Raw genomic sequence first — 18,570 nt, 5'->3', positions numbered from 1 at the left:
TTTCATACAATTTTTTCTTACTTTCAATATTGAGTCGCCTGCTAAACTTCATTGAATTGGATGACATCAGCAACAATCGAATCTGGTTCGGAGTGAACGTATCTTGAAGATAAGAATTTAGACCCAAATTCAATTACCTTTCAGCACCTTCATTCATTCCTATCGGAGAATGTAAAATGTTTTTCTTATATTCCTCCCCGGTCCAAATTTCGCCTGACTGACTTTTAAACATTAAATGTTCTTCATTGAACTCGGCAGGGGACTCGATTCCCACAGACGCGGCCAGATTGAAAAGCCCCTCACGCAGCGAGATGATATAATTGGTCACCCTATACATCTTCTCTTCAATAATAAGTGCTTTTTCACGGCGTGGGTCAGTCGTTGCTACACCGACAGGGCATGTATTATTATGGCAAACCTGTGCCATGATGCACCCGACTGAAATCATCATTCCTCTTGCTGTATTAACGAGATCTGCGCCCAAGCAGAGTGCATAAGCGACCTTATCGGGTGTGACCAACTTGCCGGATGCAATAATTTTGAGCTTATCTCGGACTCCATACTTTTTCAGCATCTCATCCAATAATGGCAAAGCAGTAAACAATGGAAGGCCCACTGCATCAGAAAGCTCCTGGAAAGTCGCTCCAGTTCCCCCTTCTCCTCCATCTACTGTAATAAAATCAGGAAGTTTACCGCATTCAGCTATTTCGCGAACCAACATTTCCACTTCAGCTTTTGAGCCAACAACTATTTTAATTCCTACCGGTTTTCCTCCGACCTCCCTCAGCTCCTCAACGAAATTCATCAGGCTGGATGTATCATGGAACTCACGGAAGCGGTTCGGGCTGTCTATTGTTTTCCATGGAGTAACATTGCGGATCCCCGCGATTTCAGGCGTCACTTTCTCACCGAGAATATGGCCTCCTCTTGTTTTTGCCCCTTGGGCGAGTTTTAATTCAAAAGCTTTGATCTTTTCAATTTCACTTTTTTGCTTGAACAGTTCCCAAGAAAAATCTCCTTCTATCGTTCTTACACCGAATAACCCCGGGCCAATTTGCATGATGACATCCACTTCACCCTCCAAATGATATTTGCACAAGCCTCCCTCGCCCGTGTTCATCCAGGTTCCTCCTGCGAGCCCTAGTCCCCTTGACAATGCAGTAACAGCACGTTTGCCAAGCGACCCATAGCTCATGGCTGACTGCCCGACAAGCCCTTTCGCTTTAAATGGCATACGGCAGGTTCGTTCTCCGATAATGACTGCATCCTCATCAGCTAAATAGTGCGGATCCACAAGGGCATCCTCCCGGTGTTCCTTTCGGTTAAACAGGCCTTCGTGGTCAATCAGGTAAAGTTTTGTTTTAATTTTAGGCTCTTGATCAATCCTTAATTCCTCATTCAGTTTGGGAAACATGGCGTTCCTTATGTAAAAGCCAGACTCCTCAAAATCGCGTTCAGATCCGAAGGCATGAATCCGTTCCTTATATTTCCCCGCTTTAACCACATTTTCGTATTGATGCCGTGAAAAAGGCTTCCCTTCACGATTATTGGCAAACAAATATTGGCGCAGCTCCGGACCTATATTTTCCAAAAAATATCTGACATTTCCTAGTACCGGGTAATTCCTCAGCACGGAGTGCTCTTTTTGCCGGCGGTCCAAAATGTAGATCCAAGTAAACGTAATCAGTGGTACTATGATAAAAAGTGCCATAATTCCTAAAATAATTAAAGCCAGCCACTCAGTCATGCTCATCTAAAACACCGTCCTATCTATAAGCTATATCATTCCTTTTTCCTTCTTTATAAAAAGAAAACCGGTATCTGCCTATTTTCATAGATAGATGCCGGTCTTTTATGGAAATAGTAATTATTAAACAATCTTTTTCTTTTCCTCTCTAAGATCCTTCAAATAATATTTTTCAGAAGTAAAGAATTCATCCTTCAACTGCCTCACTTCTTTGCTTAGCAGTAAAACGGCAATGACATTCGGTATAAGAATGGCCGCAAGGGCAATATCCAGGAAACTCCACAAGATTTCTGCAGCCCCGATAGCTCCTAATATAATCGCAGCAACATAGACGACTTCCATGAAGCGAGCTGCCTTCAAACCAAACAAAAATTCAGCCTGCTTGGATCCATAGAAAACTAGAACAACCATCGTTGACAGCACAAAGAATATGAGAGCGATTGTGACAATATAACTCCCTGTCTTTCCGAAGTACTCAGCAAAAGCGATCGTAGTCAATCCTGATGGGTTCGCCGAAGCACCTTTATCCGTCCAGACACCTGACGATAAAACAACGAAAGCTGTAGCGGTGCAGATGATCAATGTATCCACCACTATGCCAATGACAGACCAAAAACCCTGCCTGACAGGATGATCTGTTGTTGCTGCAGCATGTGCAATAGGTGTCGTCCCGAGCCCCGCTTCATTTGAATATAAGCCCCTGGCAAAGCCCCATCGGATTGTTTCCGCAATAGCCGCCCCGGTAAAACCACCGACCGCGGACATCGGCTGAAAAGCAGATGTGACAATCAGCTTCAGGACGCCTGGCAATAGGCTGATGTTCATAAATAAAATCAATAAGGCAGCTCCGACGTAAAAGATGGCCATGAATGGTACAAACAGTTCAGTCACACGGCCGATCCTTTGAATGCCGCCGAAAACCACCAATGAAATGATGATCGCCGCAGCAATCCCTGTATAAAGCGGAGGGATTTTCACAGTTTCAAAAACTGTGGAGGCAACAGAATTGCCCTGCACCATCATACTGGGTACCAGCTCAATCATCAGAGCTACAGAAAACCAGACTCCCAGCCATTTCATGTTCAAACCTTTTGTCATATAATACATCGGACCGCCGACGTATTCCCCTTTTTCATTCTTCTCCCTATATCGGATTGCGAGGACACTTTCTGAAAACTTCAAAGACATCCCGATAAAGGCGATGACCCACATCCAGAAGATGGCTCCCGGACCGCCGAACATGATTGCTGCAGGAACACCGACGATATTTGCAGCACCGATTGTGCATGATAGCTCGGAAGTCAGTGCCTGAAACGGTGTAAGTGTCCCTGTTCCTTTCGGCTTTTTAAAAACACTGCCCATTGTTTGTTTCAGTATGTAAATTGGATATCTGAATTGGAAGAACTTCAATGAAATCGTCAAATACAATCCGCTGATCACCAACAGTGATATAAGCGGTACTCCCCATAACCAATTCGAAAAGGCTTCCACTTTTTTAATAAAAATATCCATACAAACAAACTCCCCCCTTTTCCTTCTATAACTTCATGAACTACCCTTAGCAAGAGAGAGTAAACACATTAAAGCGTAATTGAGTATTTTGTTATTAAAAAAGAAAAAACCTCTATTCTTTCGAATGAGGTCATTTCCATTTTTATGAAATTACTGGTGGCTTTCGATGCTGAGTCGCCTGCTCAAATGCATAAGCAATTTTAAGCAGGGTCGGTTCACTGAAGGCGGTCCCTGCAAATGAAACACCAAATGGCTCACCATTTGGAATGAATCCTGCAGGGACAATAACCGTGGGATATCCGGCACGAGCCGAGATGACCGATCCTCTGTCGCCACCAAAAAATAGGGCATCCAGGCCATACTCATTCATGGCATAATCGATTCCTTCTTCTCTTGAAAGCCGAAGATCCTCTTCCAACGTAAAAATATATTCTTGTTCAGTCAATGTTCCGCTCGTAGCCTCTGAGAGCTCTAGCAGCTTTTGTCCATATTTCAGCATCATATCCGGGTCGGCTTCATTGAATCGGATGACATCAGCAAGCGATCGGATCTGGTTTGATTGAGGCGTCCCTTGCAAATAAGCATTCAAACTGGCTTTGAATTCATAGGCGAATATGTCGAATGTCCATGTGTTCTTAGCAGAAGGTATTTGAATATTTTCTACCAACTCTGCTCCGAGCTTTTTCAAAACAGATTTGGCCTCTTCCATCAAGGCAAGCTTATGCTTGCTTAGTCGTAAAGTGAACGGTTCGCCCGCAATGCCGATTCGAACACCTCTTAAATCAGTCTCATTAAGTTGGACAGCATAGTCAGCAGGTTCCGGTGGAGTTGCTTCGGTTGCCGGGTCTTCTTCATCCCGCCCGGCCATTGCATTTAGTAAATATGCCGCATCCTTGACAGTTCTCGCCATTGGCCCCGGTGTATCCTGGCTGTGAGCAATCGGAATCACGCCTGTCCTGCTCACAAGCCCTACTGTAGGTTTGATTCCGACGATCGAGTTTTTCAGTGAGGGGTTCAAAATAGATCCGGAGGTTTCCGTTCCGACGGCAGCAGCTGCAAAATTCAAAGCGGTAGCGGCACCCGATCCTGAGCTCGACCCGCCGACATCGAACTGTCCGGGACCATAAGGATTCAAAGTCTGTCCTCCTCTGGAGCTGTAGCCGCTTGGCATGCCGATTGTCATGAAGTTGGCCCATTCTGTCATGTTCGTTTTGCCGAGGAGAACTGCTCCAGCCTCTCTTAATTTGGCCGCAGCAAAAGCATCGCGCCCTGCCATATGCTCGGCCAAAGCAAGTGAACCTGCTGACGTGTGCATCTTGTCTCCTGTATCAATATTATCCTTTAAAAGGACTGGAATGCCATGCAGCGGGCCCCTCGGTCCTTTTATTTTCCTTTCTTCATCCAGCACTGCAGCAACATTGAGTGCATCCGGATTGATTTCCAATACGGAATGAATCTCTCCATCAAACATCTCGATCCTTTGCAAATACGATTTCACAAGCTCCCTTGAATTAATTTCACCTACTGCCATCTTTTTTTGCATATCCTCAATTGTTGCCTCGATAATCCAGTCAGCGTGCAATCTCTTTATATTTCGATCTTTCAACATTCTCCCCCTTTTCACCGTTCTTCTCACCTAAGTGTAATCGATTTGTGAATAATACACGAATCATGCCACCGAATGCGTTTCTCTTCTTAAACTTGTAAAGAAATAACTAACCTAAAAGGAATGTGTGATTAATGGACAAATTGGAGCCAATTCGTGAACCAGATATAGGACCCGTTCTCATTACGGGTCCTTATCTGCAGCGGTCAATCGTCATCATCGTTATCGTCATCATCGTCCTCATCGCCGTCATCTCCGTCATCGCCGTCATCGTTATTTTTCTTCGTATACCAGGATATTGATGAAATATTTCCTGTATTGGCCTGAATATATACATGTGCACCATCAGATGTACCATCAACTGTAACTTTATAATGTTTTCCGTTTTTCTTCGTGACTTCTGACAACGCAGTCACTTTTCCATTTATTTTTTCAACTGCAATTTCTTTGGCACGCTGTTCGGAAATAACTGAAGTTTGGGCCTCAGCGTCCGGGTTTGCATTATGTATAGAATCATGTTTTACTTCTTTCTCAGAACGGCTTACTATAGATTTCTTTTTCAAATCATATTGGATACTATATGTTTTATTATTTTTTTGGACAAGCGCTTCCGACAGCGTCTCACCTTCTTTCTCAACATGATTTATTTGTGTGACCGTCCCGTTCATCTCCCTTTCTATATTTTTCCTCGCTTCATCCAAAGATAATGGATTCATTTTTTTTTCAACCATTTTTACATTACTGACTTTCTTAGTTGTTCCGTCAACAACTAATGTGTACATGCCTTTATCGTTATCTAATTGAATTTCATAGTTTTCATTTTTTACCGAAGAACTTAAGACTTTCCCTCCATACAAACCCACGGCAACCTGTTCCGCTTCTTCTTTTGTAATTTGATCGGAAGAATTTTTTTTAAATATTTGAACCAGTGTAAACGAGATACCCAGGACAATAAAAACAGCTAGCAAGGCTTTCACCTTCATCTGTTACACCTCCTGTTTGGGTAATTTGACTATAAATGTTGTTCCCTCTCCTTCGGCACTTTCAAGATAAATTTCGCCCCCATGCTGCTCGACGATCCTCTTGGCTATTGATAAACCAAGTCCAGATCCTCCCGTTTTCCTACTTCTCGTTTTGTCTACACGATAGAGGCGATCAAAAACGTTTACCTGATTCTCAGGAGGAATTCCTACACCACGGTCTTTTACACTTATCTTGATATTTCCATCTAATTCCTCTAAGTACACATCTATATTGTCATCACTATATTTTTTTGCATTATCAAGAAAAATGACTAACAGTTGAACAAAGCTTTGTTTATGTATTTTAAAGTATGTTTCATGCTGTTGATGAAAAAATCGGATTTCATGTTCGAAAGTCCGCTGCAGTCGTTGAATGGTCTCCTCAACAACATGAACAATATTCACAGTTACTTTTTCATTCTCAATGGCTTCTTCTGATCTTGCTAACTGCAATAATTGTTCAGTTAAATATTTCATTCGGCTCGATTCTGATTCAATTGAATCAATGGCTTCTTTTAATATTTCAGGACGTTCTGTCCCCCATCTCTTTAATAATTTCACATAACTGCTGATGACAGTCAGCGGAGTTTTAAGTTCATGGGAAGCATCGGCTACAAACTGTTCCTGTTTTAAGTAGCTTTTTTCAAGTTTTGTAATCATGCGGTTGAACGTCATCGCCATTTCAGTCAATTCATCCTTACCATTGGATGTCATCTCAATTTTTTCATATGACTCGTTATCTTCAATCATTTTCATCGTTTGTATAAGACGCTGGATCGGCAGTGAAATGAACCGTCCTAAAATACCACTCGCAGTGAACAGAATAATGTTGACGATAATCGCGGTAAACACCAGAACCCATTTTAGATGAAGAATATTTTCATAGAGATGATTGATATTTTCAATAACTTGCAAGTTGACGACTTCCCCATTTTCATCAAGAGCCGGGATTGAAACAATCACAAACATGGAATCATTATACTTCAGCACTTCCTCGAATTGATCATCTTTATAGTTGCTTGGTATATCCCAATAAGCGGAATCAGTCGTCATTTGTCTTGCGGGACTGTTGCTGCTGTTTACTACTCGAATCATGCCATCACTGATTAAATATGCCTCTAATATTTGTTCCATCGACATACCTTTATTTGTGGCCATTTCTTTTACAATATGATGCAGCGTATTCGTCAGCCGGTTTTGTTCGGAGCTGATTGAGTTATTTTTAAAAATAAAATAGATGGAAGTATTTGCTGCTATGAGCATGATCATCAGTACAACAGTGGTCGAAAATTGGATTCGTGTTTGTAATTTCATACGTCAGTCCTTTATCATATAGCCCACCCCGCGAACGGTTTGGATCAGTTGATTTTCTTTTGATTGGGTCAGCTTCTTCCTTAAATATCGAATATAGACATCAACTACATTCGTATCTCCAAAATAATCATAACCCCAGACCTCGTTCAGAATCTGTTCACGGTCCAGTGCCCTGTTTTTATTCGTTACTAAATAAATCAGCAGCTCATATTCCCTGGGAGTCAACTCTACCATTTTTCCCTTGTTATAAACTTCTCTTGTATTCTTATTGATTGTAATGGAATGAATGCTGAGAGCATCAGTTTCGAAGTCGGTGCTGCTCCTTGGCTTGAATCGAAGGTTTGTGCGAATTCTAGCCAGCAATTCTTCAATTTCAAAGGGCTTTGTCATATAATCATTTGCACCCAGATCCAAGCCACTGACTTTATCGAATATCGAATTACGGGCAGTCAGCATGATCACGATAATCTCACTGCTTATGTGACGAATTCTCCTTAATACCTCCATCCCATTTAGCTCCGGAATCATTACATCCAAAATAACCAGGTCTACCTCTTTGGAATTAATGACGGCCAAGCCTTCTCTACCTGTATAGGCTATACTGACTTCATATCCCTCGTATTCTAATTCCAGCTGAATGACACGTGCAATCTTCTCGTCATCCTCAATAATCAAAATATGATCATTCATTTTCACACCTCATTTATAAATGCATCCCTGTCCACTCCCAATAAGTAAAATAAAAAGCGGCAGCAATTAAGATATATATAGGCATGAGGATGGCACTAATTTTAAAAAGATGAACAGAATCAAAAGATACTTCCTCTTCTTCATAAAAAAGCAGCAGGGCCTTTGAACTTACAGGAAATGTGACACAGTAGTTCATTCCTATTAAACTCAAAAAAACGACTGTTTCCGGGTTCGCTCCGATTGTCTTGCTAAATAATATCAAACTAGGAATAAATACAATTGCACGTGTCGTATGAGAAGTGATATACAAGTGACTGGTTGCCGTCAAGAACAAAATGATAAGGATAATCAGCCACTCAGGTGCGTCGACAAACAATTGCAGAGCATTCATTAATTCATTTTCAATCCATACAACTACACCTGTTTCAACTAATACTTTTCCAAGTGCTGTTGCAGCTGCTACAAATATGATCAAATTCCAGGATACGGACTTCATACCAGACTTCCAGTCGATCACTCCATACTTGGGAAGCATAAATACAATTGCACCGAACATGGTGACAAACGCCAAATCATATCCGTGCAGCCCCTCCGTTATCCAGCCAATCATCAATAACACCAACAGTATGAGCGTCTTTTTTTCTGAGTCGTTTATCGGAGTGTTCGTTGTATCAGTCGTATTTTTTGAAATAATTTCCTCGCCTGCATTTTTTGGCCATAACCTCCACTTAATAATAATAACTGAAATAAGTGTTATGACCAGTGTAAATGGTACCCCCCAGATGAGCCATTGAATATACGAAATAGTTAGATTCGTTGTACTCTTCAACAAGCCAATCCCAATCAAATGAGACCCGGCTCCTATTAACGTCGCTGACGTAGTCATCAGAATAATGACAGGAATCATTAGTGCAAGCACCTTTTTCTCTTTTGAATTAAAGTACAGTCCAAGCTCCTTGATGATGGGCATTGAGAGTGCTGCTCTTCCTGATGTAGATGGGATAAAAAATGCAGTAGTAAATAAGGCTGATACCAAACCGATGATGATATTGTTTTTGTTCTTTGATTTTTCCACAACTAAGCGGCTGAATCTTTCGGACAACCCCGATTGTTTGACAGCCTCCCCAATAATAAAGGAGCCAATCATTAACCAAACCACTTCTTCCGAAAGTGAGTTGTATAATATCTCTGTTTCCCCTGCCTTCATAATGATAATAAAAACCAGCAGTAATATGGCTGTTAATCCGGCAGGAATCTTTACTCCAATCCAAAATGTCATGGCGGAAAGAAATGCAAACAACGAGATTTTAGCACGATAGTCCAATCCATCGATCATTACAATCATGACAGAGAACGAAACATGTAAACTGATGATAGTCAATGCCTTTGTTGAAAATCGATCGATATAAGTTAAAAACCACTTTTCATGTTGACGCTGTTTTTCCACTCTCGTGCTCATCTCAAGAAACCCTTTCAACCAATTGCTTTTTATGAGCGATTTGTAATCCGATTGCGACCTGCTTCAATACGGATTCAACGCTTTCTTCTATCCACTGGGGTGCTCTTATGATGGCTTTTTCCAATGTCGTTGGTTTTTGAATGATACTCGAATAAGCATCAATCCCTGCATCATAATTTAGATCTGCCCCTTTCCCGATTGTTCCTGTTATGGCAATGACCGGTATGCCATATTTTTTTGCAATACGTGCCACCTCCGCAGGAATCTTTCCGTTTGGAGTCTGAAAATCCAGGCTTCCTTCCGCTGTAATGACTACATCCGCTGATGCAATTGTTTTTTCTATGTTGATATAATCCATAATGATGTCAAATCGCGGGTGGAGAGTTGCCTTGGTAAAGGAGATGAGGCCTGCGCCTAAACCACCAGAAGCACCGCTCCCTTGACAAGTGCGAACATCCAGTCCGAAGGTAGTCTCGATTAAAGAAGCGTAATGTTCCAAGGCGTCCGATAACTTTTCAACCTGCTCTGGCGACGCTCCTTTTTGGGGTCCAAACACACGGGCAACGCCATTATGTCCGCATAAAACATTTTTCCAATTACATGCAACATCAATCTTGACAGTACCTAGCCGTGAATCTGCGTTTCTTGTAAGGATCGATGAAACTTCAAGCAAATCTTCTCCGCCATAAATCTTAACTGGTTCATGATTTTTGTTCAGGAACTGAAAACCTAATGCATGGGCCATCCCTGCACCGCCATCAGAGGTTCCAGAATCCCCACAGCCAATCAAGATGTTATCAACACCTAAATCAAGTGCAGCGCGAATTAATTCTCCTACACCATATGTAGTCGTCTTCAACGGATTCCTTTGATCTCTTGGAACAAGCTTTAATCCGGCAGCCGCTGCCATTTCAATGACAGCAGTCCGTTTATTATTTTCAACGAAAATTCCAAAATGGCTCAAGATCTTCTTGCCGACAGGGCCGGTTACTTCTTTAAAAATAAGTTCTCCTTTTTTTAATCTTACGATTGTTTTGGCAAATCCTTCCCCTCCATCAATCATTGGTACCACCTCCAAATCAACCGATGAATCAAAGCGCCTGGCTCCTCTCTCCATGGCCAAAGCTACTTCTTCCGCCTCCATACATTCTTTAAACCCCGATGGGACCATTACAATTTTCATTTTTTATTCCTCCTAAATCATTTATTAATTATTAATCTACCTTCTAATAACTAATAAATTGGAAGAGAAACATTAAGATTAAATTAGAGTCCCATTAATGATTAAGAAATCATATAACTCACATATTTTTTATATAGGCATCCTTGGAGTGTCTTTTAGCTTAGGTTTGTCCATTTTAGTCACATTACTGGTCTGCATCTTCTCTCCTTCACAGTCACGATTAGTTACCTTTATCCTGGAAAAACAGAAAATTTTTTCTTGTTTAACCCTGAAAGAATCAGGAAAAGAAATAATATCAACACTAAAGGAGTGTCGTTCTTAATGGATAATATGGAACCAAATGCACAAAACCAAGTAGATAGACATATAAATCAGATGAACAATGAAGAAAAAGGGGAAATTTTAGCTAATTTTGACCAATTCAAATCCTATTTAAGCCAACAGATTACAAAAGGTGAAAGAATTGGCCTCAGCGAAGAAATGCTGGCGAAAGCGACTGAGAAGGTAGCAAGCTATTTGGCTGAACACGAGGAACCGAGAAACCGGGAAGAACATTTATTGAAAGAGTTATGGGAAGCAGGAAACAAAGAACAACAGCACCAGCTTGCCCATATGCTTTTAAATATGGTAAAGCAGTAAAAGTCTTGAGGACCGGCCTTGCCTGATAGGGCCGGCTTTTTTGTTTATTTTCGTCTCTTTAAGGAATATTAATGAATGAGAAAATTTCTTTTAAAGGAGCTGGATAATATGAATAAAAAGCAAGCCAAAGAAGCGGCCTTGGAAATCCTTAACGATAGTCGAGTCGGGACAATGGCCACCGTTAAAAGCAACAAGCCGCACTCCCGGTATATGACGTTTTTCAATGATGAGTTCACCCTTTACACACCGACAAGCAAGAATACACACAAGGTTGATGATATCGAATCCAATCCGAATACTCACATTATACTAGGCTACGAAGGTGAAGGCTTTGGAGATGAATATTTGGAAATAGAAGGGAAGGTATCCGAAGCTAGGGGGATGAAGGATGAGATGTGGCGAGAGGAATTTTCTTCGTACTTTGACGGTCCGGATGATCCTGATTATATGCTTCTCAAAATTGAGCCGGAACAAATCAGGGTGATGAACAAAAACGGAACAGATCCTCAAATTGTAGACTTTAATTGATGCTTCCTCTATGGAAGCATTTTTTATTTCTGCAAAGCTTTATAACAGAGGGGCGGAAATATTATTACTTTTTCGCATGAACATAAAAGAGATTATAATTCCATTTACGGGAGATTATAATTAGTCGAGTCCTAGATGTACTTAAACTTTCATTTCCTTAAGTTTTGAGCGATTGCATACGTAGACAAAGTTCTCATCAAGAATAGTATCCCAATTAGTTGTTTTTTTTCAATAAATCATACAAAATTAATTACAGCGTTTTGGGTTGCTCTTGTGATAGATTAGTTAAAGTGACAACCACCCACTATGCCAAACCCTACAGGAAGGTTGATGAAAGTGCCTCAAGATCCTGCTTTGGCGGCCGTAAAGCATAGGAAGTTAACAAAAAAAGCGATAATCTTCAGGCTCTTTTTTGTGACTATTGGTGCCATGCTAATGGCTGTTTCACTTGAACTCTTTTTAATTCCAAATAATATTTTGGACGGCGGCATTACCGGCATCTCCATTATAATCAGCTATTTAACCGGTTGGAGAGTCGGGTTTATCCTGTTTTTGCTCAACCTTCCTTTCGTTTACCTCGGCTATAAACAAATAGGCAAGACTTTTGCAATAACCACCCTTTTCGGAATTTTTATATTATCTTTAACCTCAGTACTCTTGCATGATGCACTCATTGTAACAGATGATTTATTGCTTGATACTGTGTTCGGCGGAATCATTCTCGGTATGGGTGTCGGCATTGTTATTCGGGCCGGTGGCTCTTTAGACGGCACCGAAGTTCTTTCAATTTTGATGAGTAATAAACTTCCGTTTTCTGTTGGCGAGGTAATTATGTTTTTCAACTTCTTTATTTTCGCCACTGCCGGCTTCATCTTCAGCTGGGACCGCGCCATGTATTCAATTATCACCTATTATATTGCTTCCAAAGTGATTGATTTGGTTGTTGAAGGCTTTAATGAGTCGAAATCGGTTTGGATTATCAGTGATAAGGCCACTGAAATTGGTGATTCAATCATTGCCAGACTTGGACGGGGAGTAACCTATCTAAACGGTGAAGGGGCATTTACCGGCGACAATAAGGCAGTCATTTTTTGCGTCATCACGCGACTGGAAGAATCCAAGTTGAAATCCATCGTCGATGAACATGATCCCAAGGCTTTCCTTGCGATCGGAAATATTTCTGAAGTTCGCGGCGGGCGTACAAGGAAAAAGCAAATTCACTGAGCGGGACCACCCATTAAGTCTGTGGGTGGTCTTTTACTTTTAATTCCCCTATTGCAAATATTTCGGGTGATTGCCGTGATTCCCCTTAATCTCAGCAAATACATTCGAGGCATTTTCCGCTTTAGATTCCGGTTGATACTTATTCACACCTAGCATATACTCGTCCATCAGTTTTTTAAATTCTTTCTTTGTCAGCGGCTTGGCATCGTCTTTTAATTCATCTCCAAGTTCGCCGTTCGGTTCAATCGTTGCTGTTTTTATGTCGTCCATGTTGCTGATGCCGCTTGTTCTCAACCGCATCTCCAATTGATCGACGGTCATCCTGAGTTTTCTGAGTTCAGCTACATCCAACTTTCCGTTTTGAATTACTATTTTGGACTTTCCTGTAAAAAATTTTTCGGCCCCCGTTTGATTTCACCTGTATATATTCCAATAGTAGTAAAGTAACGATGAATACTCCAACGACCACCAATGTGCGCCCAACCCCTTTTTGGGCAATGGGCTGGACTAAAAGCGTTCCTAACGAAAGCATAACGATCAGCTGCGGCATAGTCATTTGGGCGATCGATTTTCTTCCACTCAGTTTCAGCAAAAATAACCCTGCTATCAGAATCACGAGCGGCTGCCAAAATAGGTTCATTTCATCATCTCCAATCATTAAATATTGTTTGCACCGGCAATTGAATCATGCATTCATTAACATGTTCCTTTTCTATCTGGGCATCCTAAATATTGATTATTAAAAAAGAGGTGAACCGAGTGAAAGCAGTCACTTACCAGGGTGTTAAACACATGGAAGTCAAAAATGTGAATGACCCCAAGATAGAACGGCCCGACGATATTATCGTGCGGATAACGTCCACAGCAATTTGCGGGTCGGATCTCCATCTTTACCTGGGGAACATTAAGCTGAGGGATGATTATATCGTAGGGCATGAACCAATGGGGATTGTTGAAGAGATTGGTCCTGAGGTAACAAAGGTGAAAAAAGGGGACCGGGTGATCATTCCGTTTACAGTTGCCTGCGGAACTTGTTTTTATTGTAAAAATGATATGGAAAGCCAATGTGATAACGCCAATGATTTGGAAGATACGGGCGGCTATTTTGGCTACTCTGAGTGGTTCGGTGATTATGCAGGTGGGCAAGCGGAATTAATGCGCGTGCCTTTTGGTAACTTTCTTCCCTTTGTCGTGCCCGAATCATGCGAACTGGAAGACGAATCTCTACTCTTTTTATCAGATGTGCTGCCAACTGCTTATTGGAGCGTGAAAAATGCGGGAGTAAAAAAAGGGGATACGGTTGTCATATTAGGATGCGGTCCCGTTGGTTTAATGGCACAGAAATTCGCATGGATGGAAGGAGCCGGAAGGGTCATTGCTGTTGACCATGTCGGTTACAGGCTGCAACATGCTAAAAACATGAATCATGTGGAGACTTTCGATTTTACACAGCATGATGACATGGGGCTGGAATTGAAGGAACTGACCAAGGGTGGTGCCGACGTTGTCATCGATTGTGTCGGGATGGATGGGAAAAAGTCACCACTTGAAAAAGTGGGACAAAAACTGATGCTGCAAGGCGGGACAATGAGCGCCATTCAAATTTCCACGAAGGCTGTCCGCAAGTTTGGCACGATTCAGCTGACAGGGGTCTACGGAATGAACTATAACATGTTTCCATTAGGTGATCTTTTTTCCAGAAATATCTCATTGAAAATGGGCCAGGCGCCCGTCGTTCACTTCATGCCGGAGCTGTACGACAAAATCATCAATGAACAATTCGACCCGTCGGAAATCATTACGCACAAACTGCCGCTTGATGAGGCTTCGCATGGCTATCAAATATTCAATGATCATGAGGATGAATGTATCAAAGTCGTGCTGAAACCTTCTTAGAAAGGGCTGCCTAATTCCTATGCCGATAAATTCCAGAAAGTGTCAACAAATGCATTGCACGGATTCGTGACCATTTCATCTGATTTTCAGCCTGAACGGGGACGAATAAACCAGATTCGTGACCGTTTCATCTGATTTCCAGCCTGAACGGAGACGAATAAACCAGATTCGTGACCGTTTCACCTGAATTCCAGCCTGAACGGGAACGAATAAACCAGATTCGTGACCGTTTCATCTGATTTCCAGCCTGAACGGGAACGAATAAACCAGATTCGTGACCGTTTCACCTGAATTCCAGCCTGAACGGGAACGAATAAACCAGATTCGTGACCGTTTCACCTGAATTCCAGCTTGAACGGGGACGAATAGACCAGATTCGTGACCGTTTCATCCTGTTTTCCATCCTGAACGGGAACGAATAAACCAGATTCATGACCATTTCATCTGATTTCCATCCTGAACGGGAACGAATAAACCAGATTCGTGACCGTTTCATCTGATTTCCAGCCTGAACGGAGACGAATAACACGGGAGTGATTCTACTAACAAAGCAGATGGAAGAATGAGTTCATCAACCGTTCCATCTGCTTTATTTTTATTGGGCTTTTTAGATTGCCTCATTTGCCCATGTTCGAGTTATACATGCAACAGTGATCTGCGGTATCTTGATCCCGGATGTTCCTCAGGCAACCTTGAGTTCCCTTCACTGAATAGTTTCTCTCGGAAGGTTCCTTCCGTGTATTCCTTTTTCAACAACCCGCGTTTTTGCAATTCCGGGGTGACAAGCTCAACAAAATCCTCGAAAGTTCCGGGTGCCAGGGCATAGGCTAGATTAAAGCCGTCTATATCCGTTTCCTCAACCCACTCTTCCAATGTGTCTGCAATTTGTTCAGGTGTTCCAACAGCAACAGGTCCCATCCCGCCTACACCTACAAAATTTGCGAGCTCACGGACTGTCCATTTTTTTTCAGGCTTCGATTCTGTCAGCATTTTCAGCCATGATTTAATCGCGTTTGTTTCAATATATTCTATTTCGTCATCAGGATGATAGCCGGAAAAGTCGAGACCAGTCCAGCCGCCTACCAACGCCAATGCTCCGTCATAGCTAATATATTTCGTCAGCTCTTCATATTTGCTCCAGGCTTCTTCTTCCGTCCGGCCCACAATCGGTGTCATCAAGGCAAATATTTTTACACTTTGCGGATCTCTGCCCTCATTCTTAGCCAACTCCCTCAAATTTTTGACATAAGAGGCTATCGGTCCTTTGGCAGGTCCCGAGACAAAGGTGCATTCCGCGTGCTTTGCCGCAAATTTCCTGCCGGTTGGCGATCCGCCTGCCTGGTATAAAACAGGAGTCCTTTGAGGGGATGGTTCGCATAAATGAATGCCAGGCACATCAAAATACTTTCCATGATGTTCTATCCCATGCACCTTATCCGGATCGGTAAAGATGCCCCCTTCCTTGTCTCTTTTGACTGCATCTTCCTCCCAGCTGCCTTCCCATAATTTATAGCAGACTTCCAGATACTCATCGGCAATAGCATATCGTTCGCTATGCTGGAATTTGTCCCCGATATCAATATTTTTTGTGCCGCTTTCCAAATAGGAAGTGACGATATTCCACGCGATGCGCCCTTTTGTCAAATGATCCAGCGTGGACATTCTCCGGGCAAATGGATATGGATGCTCAAATGTAGTAGAGCATGTAATACCAAACCCGAGATGTTCCGTAGCATGGGCCATCGCCGAGACAAGCATCATCGGATCATTCACGGGAACCTGCGTCGCTTCCCTGAGCGTCGTCGCCTTATCGTCTCCATACACATCATAAATACCGATGACATCTGCAATAAAGATTCCGTCAAAACGTCCTTTTTCCAAGGTTTTTGCAAGATCAACCCAATAGTCAAGGTCTTTATATCTGTCCGCTTGATCCTCCGGATGCCGCCAAAGACCAGGTGATTGATGTCCGACGCAATTCATCTCGAAGGCATTAAGATATATTCTTTTTTTAGCCATAAAGTATCCTCTCCTTTAAATGCTTAATAAGTTCATTAGGCGTGGCTGTCCACAAACTCAGTTACTTTTATCGTTAAGTTTCCCCTTCCAAACTTTATCGCATTTGCCTTTTCATCATATAGATCCTGCTTTAATGAATGTGCTAGAAATCGGGTCAAAATAAACCTTCGTTCATACACATCTGTATATCCTTTTTCGTACAGGAGCGCATCGATTGTATTGTAGATACCGCGATTAATCCCATACTTCAGATCACACCACTTATAAAAGTATAAATCTGGCAAACTGAATATTTCCTTATTCGGAAACGCTCCGCCTTTCACCGTATTCACCTCAATTCCGAAGAAAAAAAGTTATATTGTGGTTTCGTGAAAATAGTGTTCTTAGACCCATTGTTAGTTGTCTCACTTTTCACAAAGTAATTTAATAAAAAAAGACACTTCGCTCCGTGAATGTAAAGGAACAAAGTGCCTCTAGTGGTCTAGTCAGCTCTTAGTTTAATAATTTTATTTTAATTGCTCCTCAATGATCGTTACGAATTCTTCAATATATTTCTGATCTGTTTCATCAAAACGATCTTTGATTGGGCTATCGATATCTAACACTCCGTAAATGTCGTCATTTACAATAATAGGAACCACAATTTCCGAATTGCTTGCCGCATCACAAGCAATATGGCCCGGAAACTGGTGAACATCAGCTACGCGCTGTGTTTTCCTTTCTTTCACAGCCGTACCACACACGCCTTTCCCATAAGCAATACGTGTGCAGGCCGGCAATCCCTGAAACGGGCCTAGGACAAGCTCATCATTTTTCCAGACATAAAAGCCGACCCAATTCACTTTATCCAAGAACTGATTCAACAATGCAGAAGCATTGGCCAGTAAAGCTGTTTCGTCCGTTTCACCGTCCAAAAGGGCCTTTAATTGCTTGAGCAGCAATTGATAGTCTTCCTGTTTATTTCCGGAGTATGTTTTCACCTCAAACATTCTAAATTGCCTCCTCTCAAATAGGTTGTTCTAGATATTTCACAAAGTCATCAGAAGAGATGACAGGTGCAAAAATATTGTTGATCCTCTCCATAGCAGCTGCTTCCTGTTCAGGCTTTTCACAACCTGTTGCATCCCCGATGACAATCGGCAAATAACCATTGTCACGGGCCAGACGGACATTTCCTTCTATGCACCAATCAAGATGGACACCTGTAAATACGATGACTTCCACTCTTTTTCTGGCTAATTCCAAAGGAAAAGGCGTACCGATAAAAGCTGTTTGCAGTGCACATTCATGGAATTGGAGGTCATCCGGCTCGACCAGTTCCTGCAATTCATCCACCAACTCATTGTCCCATTTAATCTTCTCTTCGGTTACATCCAAGCCTTCAGTCCATGATTCATATTGGACCTTATCGAAAATATTTTTCGGGTCATTTTCACGATAAATATTATATCCAATCCAATTGAACGAAACAAAGTTACTTGCCTTCCTTGCAGCTTTTAACGTCTTGATTGTTGCCGGCAAGCTCCCCCGCTCACGGTGATTTTCGTGACCCAAGGCTCCGTCACTCTCATATAGACATTTATTCTGGCTGATAGAAACAAAAGCTGCATTTCTTTTTAATATTTCCGCGAAGTTCAACTTCTTCCATTGGGGCGCAAGTTCCGGAATCGCGTGAATTCCACCGATTTCACTTTGAGTTAATGTCGAAACTGTCAATCCAATCTCCTCCAA

19 protein-coding genes are annotated in these 18,570 nt (G+C 42.0%); 4 read left to right on the top strand and 15 right to left on the bottom strand.

Going from position 1 to position 18,570, the window contains the following annotated elements:
• Positions 1-133: 133 nt before the first annotated feature.
• The 8 genes from D4T97_RS16640 to D4T97_RS16605 all read right to left on the bottom strand — a co-directional run bounded on the left by D4T97_RS16640 (position 134) and on the right by D4T97_RS16605 (position 10,533).
• Positions 134-1,753 (bottom strand): FMN-binding glutamate synthase family protein, encoded by a 1,620-nt coding sequence (locus D4T97_RS16640; protein WP_126051893.1) that lies wholly within the window; start codon positions 1,751-1,753, stop codon positions 134-136.
• Between the two features lie 117 nt (positions 1,754-1,870).
• Positions 1,871-3,259 carry an alanine/glycine:cation symporter family protein gene (locus D4T97_RS16635; RefSeq protein ID WP_126051892.1) on the bottom strand — a complete coding sequence of 463 codons (1,389 nt, stop codon included), beginning with the start codon at positions 3,257-3,259 and terminating at the stop codon, positions 1,871-1,873.
• A 142-nt stretch (positions 3,260-3,401) separates the two neighbouring features.
• Complete coding sequence (locus D4T97_RS16630) at positions 3,402-4,865, bottom strand: amidase family protein (RefSeq protein ID WP_126051891.1); 1,464 nt, start codon at positions 4,863-4,865, stop codon at positions 3,402-3,404.
• 206 nt (positions 4,866-5,071) lie between these two features.
• Positions 5,072-5,848 carry a PepSY domain-containing protein gene (locus D4T97_RS16625; protein WP_126051890.1) on the bottom strand — a complete coding sequence of 259 codons (777 nt, stop codon included), beginning with the start codon at positions 5,846-5,848 and terminating at the stop codon, positions 5,072-5,074.
• 3 nt (positions 5,849-5,851) lie between these two features.
• A complete protein-coding gene (locus D4T97_RS16620; protein ID WP_126051889.1) occupies positions 5,852-7,201 on the bottom strand; it encodes a sensor histidine kinase in 1,350 nt (449 codons plus the stop codon).
• A gap of 3 nt (positions 7,202-7,204) precedes the next feature.
• Entirely contained in the window at positions 7,205-7,891 is a 687-nt protein-coding gene (locus D4T97_RS16615) for a response regulator transcription factor (protein ID WP_126051888.1), read from the bottom strand.
• 13 nt (positions 7,892-7,904) lie between these two features.
• Positions 7,905-9,350: an SLC13 family permease gene (locus D4T97_RS16610; protein WP_126051887.1), complete on the bottom strand. Its 1,446-nt coding sequence runs from the start codon at positions 9,348-9,350 to the stop codon at positions 7,905-7,907.
• Position 9,351: 1 nt separating this feature from the next.
• On the bottom strand, positions 9,352-10,533 hold the full coding sequence (locus D4T97_RS16605) for a glycerate kinase family protein (RefSeq protein ID WP_126051886.1): 1,182 nt from the start codon (positions 10,531-10,533) through the stop codon (positions 9,352-9,354).
• A gap of 321 nt (positions 10,534-10,854) precedes the next feature.
• Here D4T97_RS16605 and D4T97_RS16600 point away from each other — a divergent pair, with 321 nt between their 5' ends.
• From D4T97_RS16600 to D4T97_RS16590, 3 genes are all read left to right on the top strand, one after another.
• Positions 10,855-11,172, top strand: coding sequence for a DUF3243 domain-containing protein (locus D4T97_RS16600; protein ID WP_408021623.1), 318 nt, complete (start codon positions 10,855-10,857; stop codon positions 11,170-11,172).
• Positions 11,173-11,280: 108 nt separating this feature from the next.
• Positions 11,281-11,700 (top strand): pyridoxamine 5'-phosphate oxidase family protein, encoded by a 420-nt coding sequence (locus tag D4T97_RS16595; protein ID WP_126051885.1) that lies wholly within the window; start codon positions 11,281-11,283, stop codon positions 11,698-11,700.
• A 330-nt stretch (positions 11,701-12,030) separates the two neighbouring features.
• Positions 12,031-12,924, top strand: a complete 894-nt coding sequence (locus tag D4T97_RS16590) for a YitT family protein (protein WP_126051962.1) — start codon at positions 12,031-12,033, stop codon at positions 12,922-12,924.
• Between the two features lie 48 nt (positions 12,925-12,972).
• Here the strand turns inward: D4T97_RS16590 and D4T97_RS21030 are convergent, their stop codons facing one another.
• Positions 12,973-13,275 carry a YetF domain-containing protein gene (locus D4T97_RS21030; protein WP_328588782.1) on the bottom strand — a complete coding sequence of 101 codons (303 nt, stop codon included), beginning with the start codon at positions 13,273-13,275 and terminating at the stop codon, positions 12,973-12,975.
• Positions 13,262-13,564 carry a hypothetical protein gene (locus D4T97_RS21025; RefSeq protein WP_328588781.1) on the bottom strand — a complete coding sequence of 101 codons (303 nt, stop codon included), beginning with the start codon at positions 13,562-13,564 and terminating at the stop codon, positions 13,262-13,264. The genes D4T97_RS21030 and D4T97_RS21025 overlap by 14 nt, the downstream gene beginning before the upstream one ends.
• 119 nt (positions 13,565-13,683) lie before the next feature.
• On the opposite strand from D4T97_RS21025, the gene D4T97_RS16580 reads away from it, so the two are divergent.
• Positions 13,684-14,820, top strand: coding sequence for a zinc-dependent alcohol dehydrogenase (locus D4T97_RS16580; protein WP_126051884.1), 1,137 nt, complete (start codon positions 13,684-13,686; stop codon positions 14,818-14,820).
• A 283-nt stretch (positions 14,821-15,103) separates the two neighbouring features.
• On the opposite strand, the gene D4T97_RS16575 is transcribed toward D4T97_RS16580, so the two are convergent.
• The 5 genes from D4T97_RS16575 to D4T97_RS16555 form a co-directional block, all read right to left on the bottom strand.
• On the bottom strand, positions 15,104-15,316 hold the full coding sequence (locus D4T97_RS16575) for a hypothetical protein (RefSeq protein WP_126051883.1): 213 nt from the start codon (positions 15,314-15,316) through the stop codon (positions 15,104-15,106).
• 140 nt (positions 15,317-15,456) lie between these two features.
• Positions 15,457-16,839 carry an LLM class flavin-dependent oxidoreductase gene (locus D4T97_RS16570; protein WP_126051882.1) on the bottom strand — a complete coding sequence of 461 codons (1,383 nt, stop codon included), beginning with the start codon at positions 16,837-16,839 and terminating at the stop codon, positions 15,457-15,459.
• A gap of 35 nt (positions 16,840-16,874) precedes the next feature.
• Positions 16,875-17,123, bottom strand: a complete 249-nt coding sequence (locus tag D4T97_RS16565; RefSeq protein ID WP_126051881.1) for a hypothetical protein — start codon at positions 17,121-17,123, stop codon at positions 16,875-16,877.
• A 222-nt stretch (positions 17,124-17,345) separates the two neighbouring features.
• Entirely contained in the window at positions 17,346-17,828 is a 483-nt protein-coding gene (locus D4T97_RS16560) for a GAF domain-containing protein (RefSeq protein WP_126051880.1), read from the bottom strand.
• Positions 17,829-17,844: 16 nt separating this feature from the next.
• Positions 17,845-18,555 (bottom strand): cysteine hydrolase, encoded by a 711-nt coding sequence (locus D4T97_RS16555; protein ID WP_126051961.1) that lies wholly within the window; start codon positions 18,553-18,555, stop codon positions 17,845-17,847.
• Positions 18,556-18,570 lie beyond the last annotated feature (15 nt).

This window comes from Siminovitchia acidinfaciens (assembly GCF_003605385.1).
GTDB lineage: Bacteria > Bacillota > Bacilli > Bacillales > Bacillaceae_C > Siminovitchia > Siminovitchia acidinfaciens.
This window is presented reverse-complemented; position numbering and strand designations above follow the sequence as displayed.